This window comes from Streptomyces sp. (assembly GCF_036524955.1).
Classification (GTDB): domain Bacteria; phylum Actinomycetota; class Actinomycetes; order Streptomycetales; family Streptomycetaceae; genus Actinacidiphila.
On record NZ_DATDBG010000264.1, the window covers coordinates 1 to 14,384 of the forward strand.

11 protein-coding genes are annotated in these 14,384 nt (G+C 73.0%); 10 read left to right on the forward strand and 1 reads right to left on the reverse strand.

Going from position 1 to position 14,384, the window contains the following annotated elements; all coding sequences use genetic code 11:
- Positions 1–207: 207 nt before the first annotated feature.
- The 3 genes from VIW71_RS21015 (at position 208) to VIW71_RS21025 (ending at position 2,942) form a co-directional block, all read left to right on the forward strand.
- Complete coding sequence (locus VIW71_RS21015; RefSeq protein WP_331623982.1) at positions 208–750, forward strand: hypothetical protein; 543 nt, start codon at positions 208–210, stop codon at positions 748–750.
- Between the two features lie 454 nt (positions 751–1,204).
- Entirely contained in the window at positions 1,205–2,281 is a 1,077-nt protein-coding gene (locus tag VIW71_RS21020; protein ID WP_331623983.1) for a zinc-dependent alcohol dehydrogenase family protein, read from the forward strand.
- Between the two features lie 4 nt (positions 2,282–2,285).
- Positions 2,286–2,942, forward strand: coding sequence for a helix-turn-helix domain-containing protein (locus tag VIW71_RS21025; RefSeq protein WP_331623984.1), 657 nt, complete (start codon positions 2,286–2,288; stop codon positions 2,940–2,942).
- Positions 2,943–3,073: 131 nt separating this feature from the next.
- Here the strand turns inward: VIW71_RS21025 and VIW71_RS21030 are convergent, their stop codons facing one another.
- Positions 3,074–5,461: a glycoside hydrolase family 65 protein gene (locus tag VIW71_RS21030; protein WP_331623985.1), complete on the reverse strand. Its 2,388-nt coding sequence runs from the start codon at positions 5,459–5,461 to the stop codon at positions 3,074–3,076.
- Positions 5,462–5,646: 185 nt separating this feature from the next.
- Here VIW71_RS21030 and VIW71_RS21035 point away from each other — a divergent pair, with 185 nt between their 5' ends.
- The 7 genes from VIW71_RS21035 (at position 5,647) to VIW71_RS21065 (ending at position 14,355) form a co-directional block, all read left to right on the forward strand.
- Positions 5,647–6,348 carry a CBS domain-containing protein gene (locus VIW71_RS21035; protein WP_331623992.1) on the forward strand — a complete coding sequence of 234 codons (702 nt, stop codon included), beginning with the start codon at positions 5,647–5,649 and terminating at the stop codon, positions 6,346–6,348.
- On the forward strand, positions 6,348–6,860 hold the full coding sequence (locus tag VIW71_RS21040) for a flavodoxin domain-containing protein (RefSeq protein ID WP_331623986.1): 513 nt from the start codon (positions 6,348–6,350) through the stop codon (positions 6,858–6,860). Before VIW71_RS21035 ends, VIW71_RS21040 begins: the two co-directional genes overlap by 1 nt.
- Positions 6,861–6,912: 52 nt before the next feature.
- Positions 6,913–7,566, forward strand: coding sequence for a CBS domain-containing protein (locus VIW71_RS21045; RefSeq protein WP_331623987.1), 654 nt, complete (start codon positions 6,913–6,915; stop codon positions 7,564–7,566).
- A 114-nt stretch (positions 7,567–7,680) separates the two neighbouring features.
- A complete protein-coding gene (locus VIW71_RS21050; protein ID WP_331623993.1) occupies positions 7,681–9,363 on the forward strand; it encodes a GAF domain-containing protein in 1,683 nt (560 codons plus the stop codon).
- A 486-nt stretch (positions 9,364–9,849) separates the two neighbouring features.
- Complete coding sequence (locus tag VIW71_RS21055) at positions 9,850–10,989, forward strand: acyl-CoA dehydrogenase family protein (RefSeq protein WP_331623988.1); 1,140 nt, start codon at positions 9,850–9,852, stop codon at positions 10,987–10,989.
- Positions 10,986–12,530: an AMP-binding protein gene (locus VIW71_RS21060; protein ID WP_331623989.1), complete on the forward strand. Its 1,545-nt coding sequence runs from the start codon at positions 10,986–10,988 to the stop codon at positions 12,528–12,530. The genes VIW71_RS21055 and VIW71_RS21060 overlap by 4 nt, the downstream gene beginning before the upstream one ends.
- A 115-nt stretch (positions 12,531–12,645) precedes the next feature.
- Positions 12,646–14,355, forward strand: coding sequence for an NAD(P)/FAD-dependent oxidoreductase (locus VIW71_RS21065; RefSeq protein ID WP_331623991.1), 1,710 nt, complete (start codon positions 12,646–12,648; stop codon positions 14,353–14,355).
- The last annotated feature ends 29 nt before the right edge of the window (positions 14,356–14,384 follow it).

Sequence of the window (14,384 nt, forward strand, 5' to 3'; positions counted from 1 at the left end):
GCCCCTCACCAGGGACTCGCGGACGCGCTCCCGCGTGCGTCCCGGGACGAGGCGGGGGACGATGGAAGCCGCGCCGCGCACCTCGCCGTGCATTCGTCCCCGAGGGACCTCGGCCGCACCGGCCGGCAGGTCAGGCCGGCACTGGCCCGCGGCCGCGGATCGCGGTCGGCGGCACAGCCGTTCGCATTCCCCGGAAGGACTCCCGCGATGTCTCCTCAACTGCTGACGGAGCCCCTGAGCGTCTACCTGAACGACCACCTCACCGGGTCGTTCGCCGGCGGCGCACTCGCCCTCCGTATGGCCGGCAGCCACGCCGACAGCAGCCGCGCCGCCGAGATGCGCCGCCTGGCCGAGGAGGTGGTGCGGGACCGGGACGAACTGGTCCGGATCATGGACCGGCTGGGCGTACCCGTACGCCACTACCGCACCTGGCTCGGCATCGCCGGTGAACGGATCACCCGGCTCAAATCCAACGGGACGCTGCTTCGCCGCTCCCCGCTCAGCGACCTGATCGAACTGGAGGCGATGCGCACCGGCGTCGAGGGCAAAACGGCCCTGTGGCAGGCGCTGCTCGCCATCGCCGACGACGAACCGCTCCTGGATCAGGCCGAGCTCCAGCGGCTCGAGCAGCGGGCCCACGACCAGGCCCGCACGCTGAAGAGGTGGCACCGGACGGTCAGCGCCGACGTCCTGTCGCGCCGCGGTGAGCAGGCCGCCGGGTTCAGGGGCGTGTCACCGGCTCACCGGTGACGGCGCCACGACCCCCGGCCGGTGACCCCGACCGCGTCGGCTGACGACACGTCAGCCGACGTGTCGGCGACCGGGCATTGCGGCGGCGGTCCGCCGACTGCACGCGGCGCGGGGAGCCGCGCGGGGTGATGGCGGTTGCGACCGGGAGGCGGGCTCAGGTGCGGGTCCGCGGGTCGGCGACGCCCGTCGCGCGGTGCGTACGCGCCCCGCCCGGGACAGCCTCTCAGCGTGCTGGAGCGCGGCCGCCTGGCGACGCTCGCGCGTGGACGCGCCCGTCCCGGTCGCGAGGAGGGCTGTACGGCCCATGTTCCGGGGGCCGACGTGCCCATGCGACGTCGGTGTCCCACGAGGAGCCTGGAGGCGTGGCGGATCCGCGCTCAGCGGTGCGTCGTCGCGTCGCGCTGACGGAGGCGGGCCGGAAGAGCCACGTGTGCCGAGCGAGGAGAGGATCTTCATGAAAGCGCTCGTCTTCAGCGGTCCGGGCCGATCCGCCTGGCAGGACGTGCCGGACCCCCGGAGCCAGGACGCGGGCGACGCGATCGTGCGCGTCGAGGCGGTCACCATCTGCGGTACGGATCTGCACATCCTCAAGGGGGATGTGCCGGATGTGCGGCCGGGCACGGTGCTGGGACACGAGGCCGTGGGCCAGGTCGTCGAGACGGGAAGCGCGGTGCAGGGCGTACGGCCCGGTGACCGGGTGCTGGTCTCGTGCATCACCGGCTGCGGCCGGTGCCGGTTCTGCCGGGAGGGCGCGTACGGGCAGTGCCGCGGTGGCGGCGGCTGGATCCTCGGCCATCTGATCGACGGTACGCAGGCCGAGTACGTCCGGGTGCCGTACGCGGATCTGGCGCTGCATCCGCTGCCGGCGTCGGTGGACGCGAAGGAGGCCGTGCTGCTGGCCGACATCTTCCCGACCGCCTACGAGGTGGGCGTGCTCAACGGGCGGGTACGTCCCGGGGACACCGTGGCCGTCGTCGGTTCCGGGCCGATCGGACTGGCCGCGGTCGCCACCGCGCGGCTGTTCTCGCCCGCCCGGATCATCGCCGTCGACCTCGCCGCCCCTCGGCTGGAGGCCGCCAAGCGCCTGGGCGCGGACGCGATCGCCACGGTGGAGGAGAGCGAGGCGCTCGTCGCCGATCTGACCGGCGGGCTCGGCGCGGACGTGGTCATCGAGGCGGTGGGAGTGCCGGAGAGCTTCGAACTGTGCACCCGCATGGTGCGGCCGGGCGGTCACCTCGCGAACGTCGGCGTCCACGGCAGGCCCGCCACGCTGCACCTGGAAGACCTGTGGATCAAGAACGTCACGATCCGCACCGGACTGGTCGACACCTACTCCACCCCGACGCTGCTGCGCATGCTCGTCGACGGCAGGCTCCCGGCTTCCTCGCTGGTCACCCACACCTTCGAGCTGAACCGGATGGAAGAGGCGTACGACGTCTTCGCCCGGCCGGCCGAAACCGGCGCGCTCAAAGTCGTCCTCGGCGAGCCGTCGCACACGACGGTGAGCGTGCGGGCCGGCGAAGGGACGTGATCACATGCCGCAGGAGTCGGTCCCGGCGGGCGACATCGGCCGACGGCTGGCGTCGCGCCGCGAAGAACTCTGTCTGACCCGCGAGGAGGTGGCCGAACGCGCCGGCATAGCCCCCCGCTACCTGCAGTACGTCGAGGAGCGGCCCACCGCGCTCCCCGGTCCCACCTTCATGCTGCGCGTGGCCGAGGCGCTGGAGACCACCGTGCAGCAGTTGCGCGGGGGGACCGCCGGGCTGCCGCCCGGCTTGGGCGAGGCCGCGGCCCACCCCACCTTCACCGAACTGGGCGCTCAGGAGTGCCTGGCACTGCTGTCGGACCACGGTGTGGGCCGCGTCGCGGTGACCACGGACGCGGGCCCGGCCATCCTGCCCGTCAACTACGAGGTGGTCGACGAGACCGTCGTCTTCCGGACGGCACCGGCCTCCGCGCCCTCCCTGGCCGCCGACCGTGAGGTCGCGTTCGAGGTGGACCGGATCGACGAGGCCCTGAGTGAGGGCTGGAGCGTGCTGCTGCTCGGCCCCGCAGCCGAGGTCACCGACGCGGACGACGTCCGCAGACTCCAGCAGCAGGCGCACAGCTCCCCCTGGGCAGGCGGAAACCGCCCTGTGTGGATACGGATCCGCCCGGTGCGCATCACCGGGCGCCGCATCACCGCGGGCTGACCCGAGGACGCGGTCGCGGTGGGTGGGCCGGTGGAAAGGCGCTCGCCCGGTGAAGGACGAGAAGGGCCGAAGGGTCGGTCCCCGTGAGCCGGGGCCTGCCGGCTCGCTCCGGAGGTCAGCCGGCCGGGAGGTCAGCCGGCCGGGAGGTCGACGGTGATCTCGCTGCCGGGCGCCACGGTGTACGGCTGTTCGCCGAGGACGATCTGGATGGGCGTCTGGTCGGAGTCTGGAACGCTGACGTGCAGATGTCCGGAGTGCAGGGTGAGGCCGACACCCCAGTGGGCCCGGTAGCGCACCGAGAGGTGGAAGCGGGAGAGCCCGGGCAGGGGCACGGGGTCCAGCCGCAGCGCGTCCTCGCGGGGTTCGAGGCCGGTCAGCCCGCGCTGGACGAGGTCGAGCGTGCCGCCCATGGCGCCCAGGTGGATGCCTTCACCGGTGGTGCCGCCCTGGACGTCGGCGACGTCGCCGAGGAGTGCCTCGCGTACGTACCTCCATGCCTCGGCGCGTCGTGACCGCGCCAGCACCCAGCCGTGCACGAGCCCGCTCAACGTGGAGCCGTGGCTTGTCCGCGCCAGGTAGCGGTCGACGGTGGCCGTCCAGGTGTCGTCGTCCAGCCGGTGACCCAATCGCCGGAAAAGAGCGGAGAGCTCGGCGGGCGGGAAGAGGTAGCCGAGCATCAGTACGTCGGCCTGCTTGGACGCCTGGTAGCGGTTGACGCTGTCGCCCTCGGCTTCCAGGATGCGGTCGAGGCGGCGGATGTCTCCGTACCGGGCACGGTAGTCCGTCCAGTCCAGCTCGGCGAGGTCGCCGTACCCTTCGAACTGGCTGATCACACCCTGGTGGAACGGCACTCGCAGGCGGCGGGACACATCGTCCCACCAGGCCAGTTCGGCCCGGTCGAGGGCGAGTCGTTCGAACAGCTCGTCGCGGCGCGGGGCGGGCAGCGCGTCGGCGAGTTCCAGCGCCCGGCTCAGCACCCAGGCCGCCGTGACGTTCGTATAGGCGTTGTCGTCGATCCCGGGTTCGGGCGCCTCCGGATAGGCGTCGTGGTACTCGTCGGGGCCGACGACTCCCCGGATGCGGTAGCGCTCGTACGCGGGGTCCCACATCGCGCTGTGTGCCCAGAACCGGGCGATCTGCAGCAGCATCTCGGCGCCCTCCGCGTGCAGGAACGCCGTGTCGCCGCTGGCCAGACAGTACTGCCACACGTTGTACGCCACCGCGGACCCGACGTGGTGCTGCAGCCGCGAGTGGTCGGGGAGCCAGCGGCCGGAGCGCGGATTGAGGTGGAGGGCCTGGGTCTCCTCGCGCCCGTCGCCGCCACTCTGCCACGGGTACATGGCACCTGGCAGCCCGGCCTCGGCCGCCGCCCGGCAGGCGGCGGCCAGCCGGCGGTGCCGGTAGGTCAGCAGGGCCCGTGAGACCTCCGGCAGGTGCAGGTTCAGGTAGGGCAGGACGAACAGCTCGTCCCAGAAGACGTGCCCCCGGTACGCCTCGCCGTGCAACCCTCGGGCGGGCACCCCCACGTCCAGGCCGGCCGTGTGCGGCGAGAGGGTCTGCAGAACGTGGAACAGGTGCAGCCGCAACAGGTGGCCGGCATCGCCCGGCACCTCCAGTTCGGCCCGCTGCCACAGGCGTTCCCAGGCCGCGGTGTGCGAGTCGAGCAGCCCCGCGAAGTCCGGGGCGTCCGCTGCCCGGCCGAGCGCCGCGTGCAGAGGGTCACTGATCGCCGGGTCACGCGAGGTGTGCAGGGCGACCGTCTTCTCGACGGTGATCGGCCGCCCGGGGGCGATGCGCAGCGTCATCCGATGGGCGGCGGCTCGTTCACCAGGGGTGAGTGCTGTGGAGCCGGGTGGGCCGAATGTGACGCGGGTACGAGCGGCCAGCGCGATACGGACGTCGGAGGCGGACGTGCGGCAGCTCAGCCACATCGTGTCCGTGCCCGTGACGCCGGTCCGAAAGTCGGTGAGGTGACGGCCGTCCAGGTCGCGGTACCGCTCGACGCCCTCGTTGCGCACGTTTCCGTCGACGCCGGACTCCACTTCCAGTTCGCCCGCCCAGCCCTGCGCGGTGATCCGCACCCGGTGCCCGGCCAGGTGCGGATCCGCCATGTGCACCAGGCGGGATTCCTCGACGGTCACCTGCCGACCGGCGGCGTCCCGCAGCCGCATCCGGCGCGCCAGCACGCCCCGGCGCAGGTCGAGAACCTGCTCGTACGCGAGGACCGTGCTGTCGTCGGGGGTGAACCAGGAGCCGCCCCGTGCCCGGAAACGCATCGGAAGCCAGTTCGGGAGGTTGACCATGTCCTCGTTCTCGACGTCCCGGCCGGCCACGCGGGAGGTCAGCCGGTTGTAGCAGCCCGCCGCGTACGTCCCGGGGTGGTGCACCGGGCCGGCCGCCGACTCGGCGGCAGCCCCGCGCGTGGCGAAATACCCGTTGCCGAGCGTGCACAGCGCCTCGCGCAGCCGCTCCTGCGACGGGTCGTAGCCCTCGTACCGCCAGGTCCAGTCCGGTGCCATCCGCGGTCCCTTCCGTGCCCCGCCTTCCATGGCAGCACGGCCGGCGCGAACCACAAGCCGGGCGGCTCGAAAGGCGTGGGTCAGGACCTTGGTCCCGGCACCGGGTGCCGACCGGCCCTGAACGGGAACGCCGTGGGCCCTGGAGAGTGGGAGTGAGGCAACAGGAGTTCCGAGGAGGCAGCATGATGAGGCACCGGAACGTGAGTGACCTGATGACCCGCCCGGTCGTGCGGATACGTGCCGACGCGCCCTTCAAGTACGTCGCCGGACTTCTCGCGGAATACGACCTCACGGCGGTGCCTGTCGTGGACGACACCGACCGCCCGCTGGGCGTGGTCTCCGAGGCGGACCTGCTGCGCAGACAGTCCGCGCTGCCGGATCCAGCCGGGCTGCTGACCGGTCCGGACGCCCCCGGCGCGGAGCACGCCGACGCTGTGGCCACCACCGCGGGCGAGCTGATGGCCAGCCCCGCCGTCGTCGCCCACCCGCAGTGGACGGTGGTGCAAGCCGCCCGGGTCATGGACCGGCACCGGGTCAAGCGGCTCCCGGTGGTGGACGAGACCGGCCGCCTGGTCGGCGTCGTCAGCCGGTCCGACCTGCTCCGGGTCTTCCTGCGCCGGGACAGCGTCATCCGCGAGGAGATCACCGGCGACGTCCTGGACCACACCCTCGGCATCAGCGCCGCCGAGGTGACCGTCAAGGTCACCGACGGCCGGGTGTCCCTGCGCGGCACGGTCGAGCGCCGCAGTCTGATCCCCGTCGTCATACGCCTGTGCCAAGGGGTTGACGGCGTCGTGGACGTCACCGCGGATCTCGGCCACCGCCGTGAGGAAGCGAGCGCACACGCCGGAACGGGAGAGCACACGCCGGGGCGAGGTGATCAGTGATGAGCGAGCCCTGTGTGCTCGTGGCGTACGCGTCGAAGAACGGCGGCACCGCCGAGATGGCCCAGTGGATCGGTGAGACGCTGTCCGGCGAGGGCCTCGATGTGGAGGTGCGGCCCGCCCCCGCGGTGGAGGACCTTCGCCCCTACACCGCGGTGGTGCTCGGCTCCGGTGTGTACGCCGGCCGCTGGCTGCGGGAGGCCGTCCGTTTCGCTCGCCACCACCGCAAGGCGCTCCTCCGGATACCGGTGTGGCTGTTCAGCAGCGGGCCCCTCGACGTGTCGGCCGCCGAACGCGAGATCCCCGCGGTGCCGGGTGTGCTCAAGATCGCCGACGGACTGGACGCCCGCGAACATGTGACGTTCGGCGGCCGGCTGGTCGAGGGTGCCCGCGGCTTCATCGCCCGGTTGATCCTGAGCAAAGGCAAGGGCGGCGACTTCCGCGACCGTGACCGCGTGCGCGCCTGGGCGCTCGGGATCGCGAAAGAGGCCGCGGCACAGCCCCGGCCGGACTGAGGACCGGTGCCGATCACCCCGGCCCGGTGGAGTACCGAAGAGAGAGTGGATCATGTACGCATCACCACGCACCGTCAGCGACGTCATGACCCGGGCCGTCGTCGCGCTTGGCCGGGGCGCGAGCTTCAAGGAGATCGTCAGGACCATGGAGCAGTGGAAGGTCAGCGCCCTGCCCGTACTGGAGGGCGAGGGCCGGGTCATCGGAGTGGTGTCCGAGGCAGACCTCCTGCCCAAGGAGGAGTTCCGGGATACTGACCCGGCCCGGTACGACGAGCTGCGCCGGCTCTCCGATCCTGCCAAGGCTTCAGCCGTGACCGCCGAACAGCTCATGACGGCACCCGCCGTCTGCGTCCACGCCGACTCCACGGTGGCACAGGCCGCCCGCATCATGGCCCAGCGGCGCGTCAAGCGGCTGCCGGTGACGGACGCCGAGGGCAAGCTGTGCGGCATCGTGAGCCGATCCGACCTGCTGCAGGTCTTCCTTCGGACGGACGAGGAGATCGCCGGCGAAGTACGCAGTGAGGTCGTCCGCGCGCTGTTCCCCGGTGAGCCGTCGGTGAGTGTGGAGGTACGCGAGGGCGTGGTGACTCTCCGCGGCCAGATCCTCGACCCGGAGCTGATTCCGGTCGCCTCGCGTCTCACCCGAGCCGTCGAGGGCGTCGTGGACGTCCACTGCGCGCTGGGCGCGCCGGCCTCCACTGCGTAATCGCGCAGCCGATCCGCCCTGCGGCTACCGTGGGCTGTGGGGAACGTCCCGGCCACCGGCCAGGCGCGAGCGGAGGGCGTGGTGGGCGACATCGTCGGCGAGGAGGGCGGGCGGTTGCCCCGGCTTCGGCTCGATGAGCTGCTGGACGAGCTGCAGAGCCGCATCGCCGCGGTGCGCGGCATGGGGGACCGGGTCAGCAGTCTCCTGGAAGCGGTGCTGTCGGTGGGCCGCGAACTCGACCTGCCGCAGGTGCTGAGGCAGATCGTCGAGTCGGCGGTGGCCCTGGTCGACGCGGAGTACGGCGCGCTGGGGGTGGTCGAGGGCACGCAACTCTCGGAGTTCCTGACAGTGGGGGTGACCGAAGAGCAGGCCGAGGCGATCGGGCCGCTGCCGTCCGGGCACGGCATCCTCGGCGAGCTGATCCGCCACCCGGAGCCGCTGCGGCTGTCGGAGATCTCCGAGCACCCGGCGTCGTACGGTTTCCCGGCGAACCATCCGCCCATGCATTCCTTCCTCGGAGTGCCCATCCGGGTACGCGACGAGGTCTTCGGGAACCTGTACCTCACCGAGAAACGCGACGGCTCGGAGTTCGACGGCGAGGACGAGACGGTGCTGCGCACCCTGGCCGTGGCGGCCGGCGTCGCGATCGAGAACGCCCGGCTGTACAAGGCGGCCCGCGACCGGCAGCGCTGGATGGAGGCCCATGCCGAAGTCGTCAGCGCCCTGCTGTCCGGCACTGAGGAGATGGACGTCCTGCGGGGTATCGTCCGGCACGCCGGGAGCATTCTCGGCGCGGACCTGGGCGTCCTGGCGATGCCGGCCGAGAGCGGCACGGATCTGCGGGTCATGATCGCCGTCGGGATCGATGCCGAGGAGCACCAGGATCTGGTGCTGCCCAGGGAGGGTTCGTTCATGGGGGCGGCGATGGCCGCCGGAGAGCCGATCACCACCGCCGAGGTCCAGAAGGACCCCCGGGTGACGGTGGGACCGTCTCGCTTCCAGGGGCTCGGGCCGGTCGTGGCAGTGCCCATGATGACCGACGGCGGAGCGCTCGGTGCCCTGCTGCTCGCCCGCGAGGAGCGGGCCACGCCCTTCACCGAGGCCGAGACGGAACCCCTGCTGGCGTTCGCCGGGCAGGCGGCGCTCGCCATGGAGCTGGCCGAGCGACGCCGGGCAGCCGAGCAGCTCACCCTGCTGGAGGACCGCGACCGCATCGCCCGGGACCTGCACGACCTGGCCATCCAGCGGCTGTTCGCCACCGGCATGACCCTGCAGAGCGCGGTGCGCTTCGTGGACCACCCCGAGGCGAGCGAGCGGCTGCTGCGCGCGGTGGACGACCTCGACGAGACCATCAAGATCATCCGGTCCACGATCTTCGGGCTGCGGGCCCGGGAGGCGGAGCGCAGACCTCAAGGCCTGCGCTCGCGTGCCGCCGCGAGCATCGAGAACGCCGCCCGTACCCTCGGCTTCACGCCCGCACTGCGTATGGAGGGGCTGCTCGACACCGACGTGCCCGCCGCGGTGGTGGAGGACGCCGTCGCGGTTCTGGCCGAAGCCCTGTCGAACATCGCCCGTCACGCCCGGGCCACAGCGGCCGAGGTCTCCCTCGTCGTCGCGGGCGGCACGCTCACCGTGACCGTCGGCGACAACGGAGCGGGGCTTGCGGCCGACGGACGCCGCAGCGGACTGCGCAATCTCGCCGAACGCGCACAGCGCCTCGGCGGAGAGCTGGAAGCCGGGCCGGATCCCGGCGGCGGAACCCGCCTGGTCTGGAAAGTGCCCCTCGGCCCTTGCTGACATCGACGACGGTCCCGGGGCGAGGGATGTCGCCCCCCGGGGGCCGTGTGCTTCCCGCCGGCCCGGACACAGCCGGTCACAGCGCGGCAGGCGGCGGACGGCAGGCCGCCGGACGGCACGGATCGCTCGGGTGCCCGCCGGATCGGATCAGGTCAGTCGGCCGGGGACGGCTCGGTCAACAGGGGCATGAACGGTGGACCGGTTCTTATGACGGTTGCGTGAACGGCATCGCATGGGCGCGACGACCGCCCCGTAGCGCTCCACCGTGGGTTCACCTCATCTGACCTGGGACGACACGCTCGGGTCGAGGCCGGCAGGATCAGTCCCCGCGCTCGTACGACTGTTCGGCATTCTCGCCGCACGCCCGACGACGCCCGGCCCGCGCGCACGAGGACGTTGGAGCGGCCCTTGACCGCCTCTCCATCGGTTCTGCAGAGGCTGTCCGGGACGGCTTCCGTGCCTCGCCGACCGAGAGGGGCATGACCCATGGAATTCGGCTGGACCGCGGCGCAGACCGCGCGCTTCGAGGACACTCTCGCGGCCGTGGCGGAGGCGTTCCCACCCGGGGAGCGTCCGAGCGCCGGCTTCTACACCCGCACATCCTGGCGGCGCCTGGGCAAGCTCGGGCTGCTCGGACTGTCCGTGCCCGTCCGCTACGGCGGCGGCGGTCTGGGCGCGCTGGACACCGCGCACCAGATGGAGGCGCTGGGGCGCGGCTGCGCGCACACGGGGATGGTGTTCGGCGCGGGTGCGCATCTGTTCGCGTGCGCGATGCCCATCGCCGACTTCGGCACCGCCGCCGCCAGAGAACGCTTTCTGCCCGGGATGTGCGGCGGCGAGCTGATCGCGGGCAACGCCATGACCGAGGCGGAGGCCGGGTCGGACGTGGCGCGGCTGGCGGTCGCCGCGGTGCGGGTGCCCGGCGGCTGGGTGCTGAACGGGGAGAAGAGCTTCGTCACCAACGGCCCGGAGGCGGACGTGTTCGTGACGTACGCGACCACCGATCCGGCGGCCGGTCACCTGGGCACCACCGGCTTCGTGGTGGCACGCTCGGCTGCCGGGCTGACCGTGGGTGAACCGTTCGGGAAGATGGGGCTGGACGAGGTCCCGGCGGGCGGCCTGCGGTTCGCCGACTGCTTCGTGCCCGACGACCAGGTGCTCGGCGAACCCGGCAGCGGCGGGGCGATCTTCCAGCACTCCATGGGGTGGGAGCGGGCCTGCCTGTTCGCCGGGTTCCTCGGGTTGTACGACACGCTGGTCGAGCGGTGTGTGCGCCACGCCCGCGACCGCCGCCAGTCCGGCCGCCGGATAGCGGACTTCCAGGCGGTCAGCCATCGCGTCGCCGATATGAAGCTCCGGCTGGAGGCGGCCCGGCTGCTGCTGTACCGGGCGTGCTGGGAGATGGACCAGGGCGGTCCGGCGACGCTGGCCGTGGCCCTGTCGAAGCTGGCCGTGTCGGAGGGGCTGGTGGCCGGGGCGCTGGACGCGGTACGGATCTTCGGCGGGCGCGGGTACACCCGGGCCGACGGCGTCGAGGCGGTACTGCGGGACGCCGTGCCCACGGTCCTCTTCTCCGGCACGTCCGACGTCCAGCGCAATCTGGTGGCCAGGGAGCTGGGACTGTGACCGCGTCGACGGGGTTGCACGATCTCGTGATCCGGTCGGCCGGGCGGAGCCCTGACGCCCCGGCTGTGCACGGCCCGGACGGCGCCGTGACGTACCGCGAACTCGACCGGCTCGCCGACCGGTTCGCCGCCGCGCTGGCGGGGCGGGGGGTGCGGCCCGGCGACCGGGTGGTGCTGTGGAGCCACAAGAGCGTGCGGGCGGTGGCGCTGATGCAGGCCGCGCTGCGGGTGGGGGCCGTGTACGTACCGGTCTCCGGCGCCAATCCGCCGTCCCGGGTGGGCCGCATCGCCGCGGACTGCGGCGCGGTCCTGATCGTCGCCGACGAGGACGCCGCGGTACGGGCCGGCGCGGGCGGACCGGAGTTGCCGGGGCTGACGGAGCTGACGGACCTCGACGAGCCGGCCCGCGCGGGCACCGGTGCCGGCCGCCCGGTGCGGCATGCGAGTGGGCCCGACGCCCCCGCGTACATCCTCTACACCTCCGGCTCCACCGGTATGCCCAAGGGGGTGTGCGTCAGTCACGGCAACGCCCTGGCCTTCGTGGAGTGGGCGGCCAAGGAGGCGGGGGTCGGCCCGCGGGACCGGCTGTCCAACCATGCCCCGTTCAACTTCGACCTGTCGGTGTTCGACCTGTACGCGGCCTTCCTCGCCGGGGCGGAGGTCTCGCTGATCCCGCAGGAGATGGCGTACGCACCCGAGCAGCTGGCTGCGTTCGTCCGGGAGCGGCGGATCACGGTGTGGTACTCCGTGCCGTCCGTGCTCGGGCTGATGCTGCGCTCAGGCGTTCTCGACGCGGCCGAGCCGGCGGCCCAGTCGGCGGACGGGTCGGTGGAGGGGTCGGCGGACGGGTCGGCGGCCGACCTGCGGGTGTGCGTGTTCGCCGGGGAGCCGTTCCCGGTGTCCCAGGTGCGGCGGCTGCGGGCGGTGTGGCCGGGCGTCCGGCTGCTCAACTGGTACGGCCCGACGGAGACCAACGTGTGCACCGCACACGAGGTCACCGACGCCGACCTGGCGCTGGACCGGCCGCTGCCGATCGGCCGGCCCTGCGCCGGCGACTCGGTGGCCCTCGCCCCCGACGACACCGCCGACGAGGGCGAACTGGTGGTCTGCGGGCCCACGGTGATGCTCGGCTACTGGGGCCGCGAGCCGCAGCGCGGCCCCTACCCCACCGGCGACCTGGTACGCCGGGACGCCGACGGCACGCTGCACTACCTGGGCCGGCGCGACCTGATGGAGAAGGTGCGCGGCCACCGGATCGAACCCGGGGAGATCGAGAACGCGCTGGGCCTGCACCCCGCGGTCGCCGACGCCTGTGTGCTGGTCGCCGGTTCCGGTCTGGACGCGGCGCTGCACGCGGTCGTGGTGCCGGCCGGTGAACGGCCGCCGTCGGTGCTGGAGATCAAGCGGCACTGCGCGGAGCGGCTGCCCACGTACATGATCGTCAACCGGCTGCACATCGTCGCCGAGCTGCCCAGGACGCCCAACGGCAAGGTCGACCGGCGGCGGCTGACGGCGGCGGTCGAGTCGGGCGAGCTGCGGTGAGCGGCACCCGCACGCGCAGGACCGTACACACCTGTCCGAGCACTGCACGCAGCGGGCTCCGCGGCACGGCCCGCGGCACCGTCGGCCCGATGGACTCGTCAGAGAGGTCAGAGCCATGACGCAATCCCCCGCCCCCCGGCCCGCGCAGGACCGCCCGGCGACCGCCGGCTCCCCGCCGCCGTACGACGTGGCCGTCCTCGGCGGGCATCTGACCGCCGGTCTGCTCGCCGCCGTGCTGGCCCGCCAGGGGCTGCGGGTGCTGGTCGTCGCGGCGCCGGGCGACGGCACGGAACCGGCGGGCGAGACCACCGTCCCGTACACCGCCGAGGTCTTCCTGCTGCTCGCCAAGCGGTTCCAGGTGCCCGAGATCGCCGCCTTCGGGCTCTTCCCGGACCTGCCGGCCCGGGTGAAGGCGGGCAGCGGGGTCAAGGACAGCCTGGGGTTCCTCTACCACCGCCCCGGGCAGGACCAGCACCCGGCCGAGACGATCCAGTTCAACGTGCCCGGCGAGCACTGCGAGTGGCACCTCGACCGGCCCTCGGTGGACCGGTACGCGCTGGAACTGGCGCTGCGCTACGGGGCCGTGCCGGTGCCGAACGGCGCCCGGCTGGCCGACGCCGGGACCGGGGACGGCGAGGCGTGGGTGCGTACCGACGACGGGCAAGTGCACCGGGCGCGGTACCTGGTGGACTGCGCCGGGGCCGGCTCGCCGCTGGTGGGCCGCGCCGGGGACGACGCCGTGCCCCGGCTGCGCCACCGCTCCCAGGTGTACGCGGCGCGGATGACCGGGGTGACCGCCTGGGAACGGCTCGGCGGGCCCCGGGAGGCGCGCGGGCTCCTCCCGGTCGCGTGGTCCACGGCAGCGGTCTCCCCGTGGTCGCGGGGTACGGTCCACCACCTGTTCGACGGCGGCTGGATCCAGTTGGCGCACTTCGGCAACCACAAGGACAGCCGGAACCGCGCCACCGGGGTGACGCTGAGTCTGGACCCGGACCACGCGGGCCGGCTGGACCTGCCGAAGGACCCGGAGGCGGCGTTCCGCGCGGTGGTGGACCGCTATCCGGGGCTGCGGCGGCAGTTCGCGGGGGCTCGCACGGTGGGCCCGTGGACCGCCGAGCCGCTGTACCAGCGGACCGCGGCCCGCACCCACGGGGACCGCTGGTTCGCCCTGGAGCGGTCCGCGGGCCGCAACGACATGTTCCTGTCGCGGGACGTCACCATGGGCGTGGAGACGGTGCACGCGCTCGCCGCCGCGCTGGTCGACGCGGTGCGCCGGGACGATTTCGGACCCGGGCCGTTCGAGCGGGTGGCCCGGTTCCAGGACGCCCTGGCGCACTGGAACGACGACCTGCTGACCGCCGCGCGTACCGCGTGCGGGGACTTCCGGCTGTGGAACGCCTTCAGCAGGGTGTGGCTGCTGTGGCAGATCCTGGCCGCGCTGTCGCTGAAGCGGGCCCGGCTGGAGGGCGAGGCCGGGAACGGGGACTGGTCGGCGGTGGAGGAACTCGAGGGGGGCGGGATCTGGTTCCGGGCGCCGGGGGGCCTTCGCGAGTTGATCGACCGGGCGCTGTCGTCCATCGAGGAGGTACGCAGCGGTGGCGCGGACCCGGGGTGGGCGGCCGACCGCATCTTCGCCGATCTGCGGCGGGCACCGTTCGTACCGCCGCTGTACGCCTTCGGCGACCCGGACGCGCGGGTGTACCGCTTCACCCTGCCCAAGCGGCTGCGGATGCTGCTGTGGGTCAAGACCGCGGCGCCGAAGGACTTCCAGCGTCTGCTGACGCTGGACAACGTCACCGCGCTCAGCTCCACCGGGAGCCGGTGACCGCACCTCCCCCGCTGCCGGGGGGGGGG

Coding starts and splice junctions, on each gene's coding strand:
- VIW71_RS21015 (WP_331623982.1), top strand. CDS start 208: ATGTCTCCTCAACTGCTGACGGAGCCCCTGAGCGTCTACCTGAACGAC.
- VIW71_RS21020 (WP_331623983.1), top strand. CDS start 1,205: ATGAAAGCGCTCGTCTTCAGCGGTCCGGGCCGATCCGCCTGGCAGGAC.
- VIW71_RS21025 (WP_331623984.1), top strand. CDS start 2,286: ATGCCGCAGGAGTCGGTCCCGGCGGGCGACATCGGCCGACGGCTGGCG.
- VIW71_RS21030 (WP_331623985.1), bottom strand. CDS start 5,461: ATGGCACCGGACTGGACCTGGCGGTACGAGGGCTACGACCCGTCGCAG.
- VIW71_RS21035 (WP_331623992.1), top strand. CDS start 5,647: ATGAGGCACCGGAACGTGAGTGACCTGATGACCCGCCCGGTCGTGCGG.
- VIW71_RS21040 (WP_331623986.1), top strand. CDS start 6,348: ATGAGCGAGCCCTGTGTGCTCGTGGCGTACGCGTCGAAGAACGGCGGC.
- VIW71_RS21045 (WP_331623987.1), top strand. CDS start 6,913: ATGTACGCATCACCACGCACCGTCAGCGACGTCATGACCCGGGCCGTC.
- VIW71_RS21055 (WP_331623988.1), top strand. CDS start 9,850: ATGGAATTCGGCTGGACCGCGGCGCAGACCGCGCGCTTCGAGGACACT.
- VIW71_RS21065 (WP_331623991.1), top strand. CDS start 12,646: ATGACGCAATCCCCCGCCCCCCGGCCCGCGCAGGACCGCCCGGCGACC.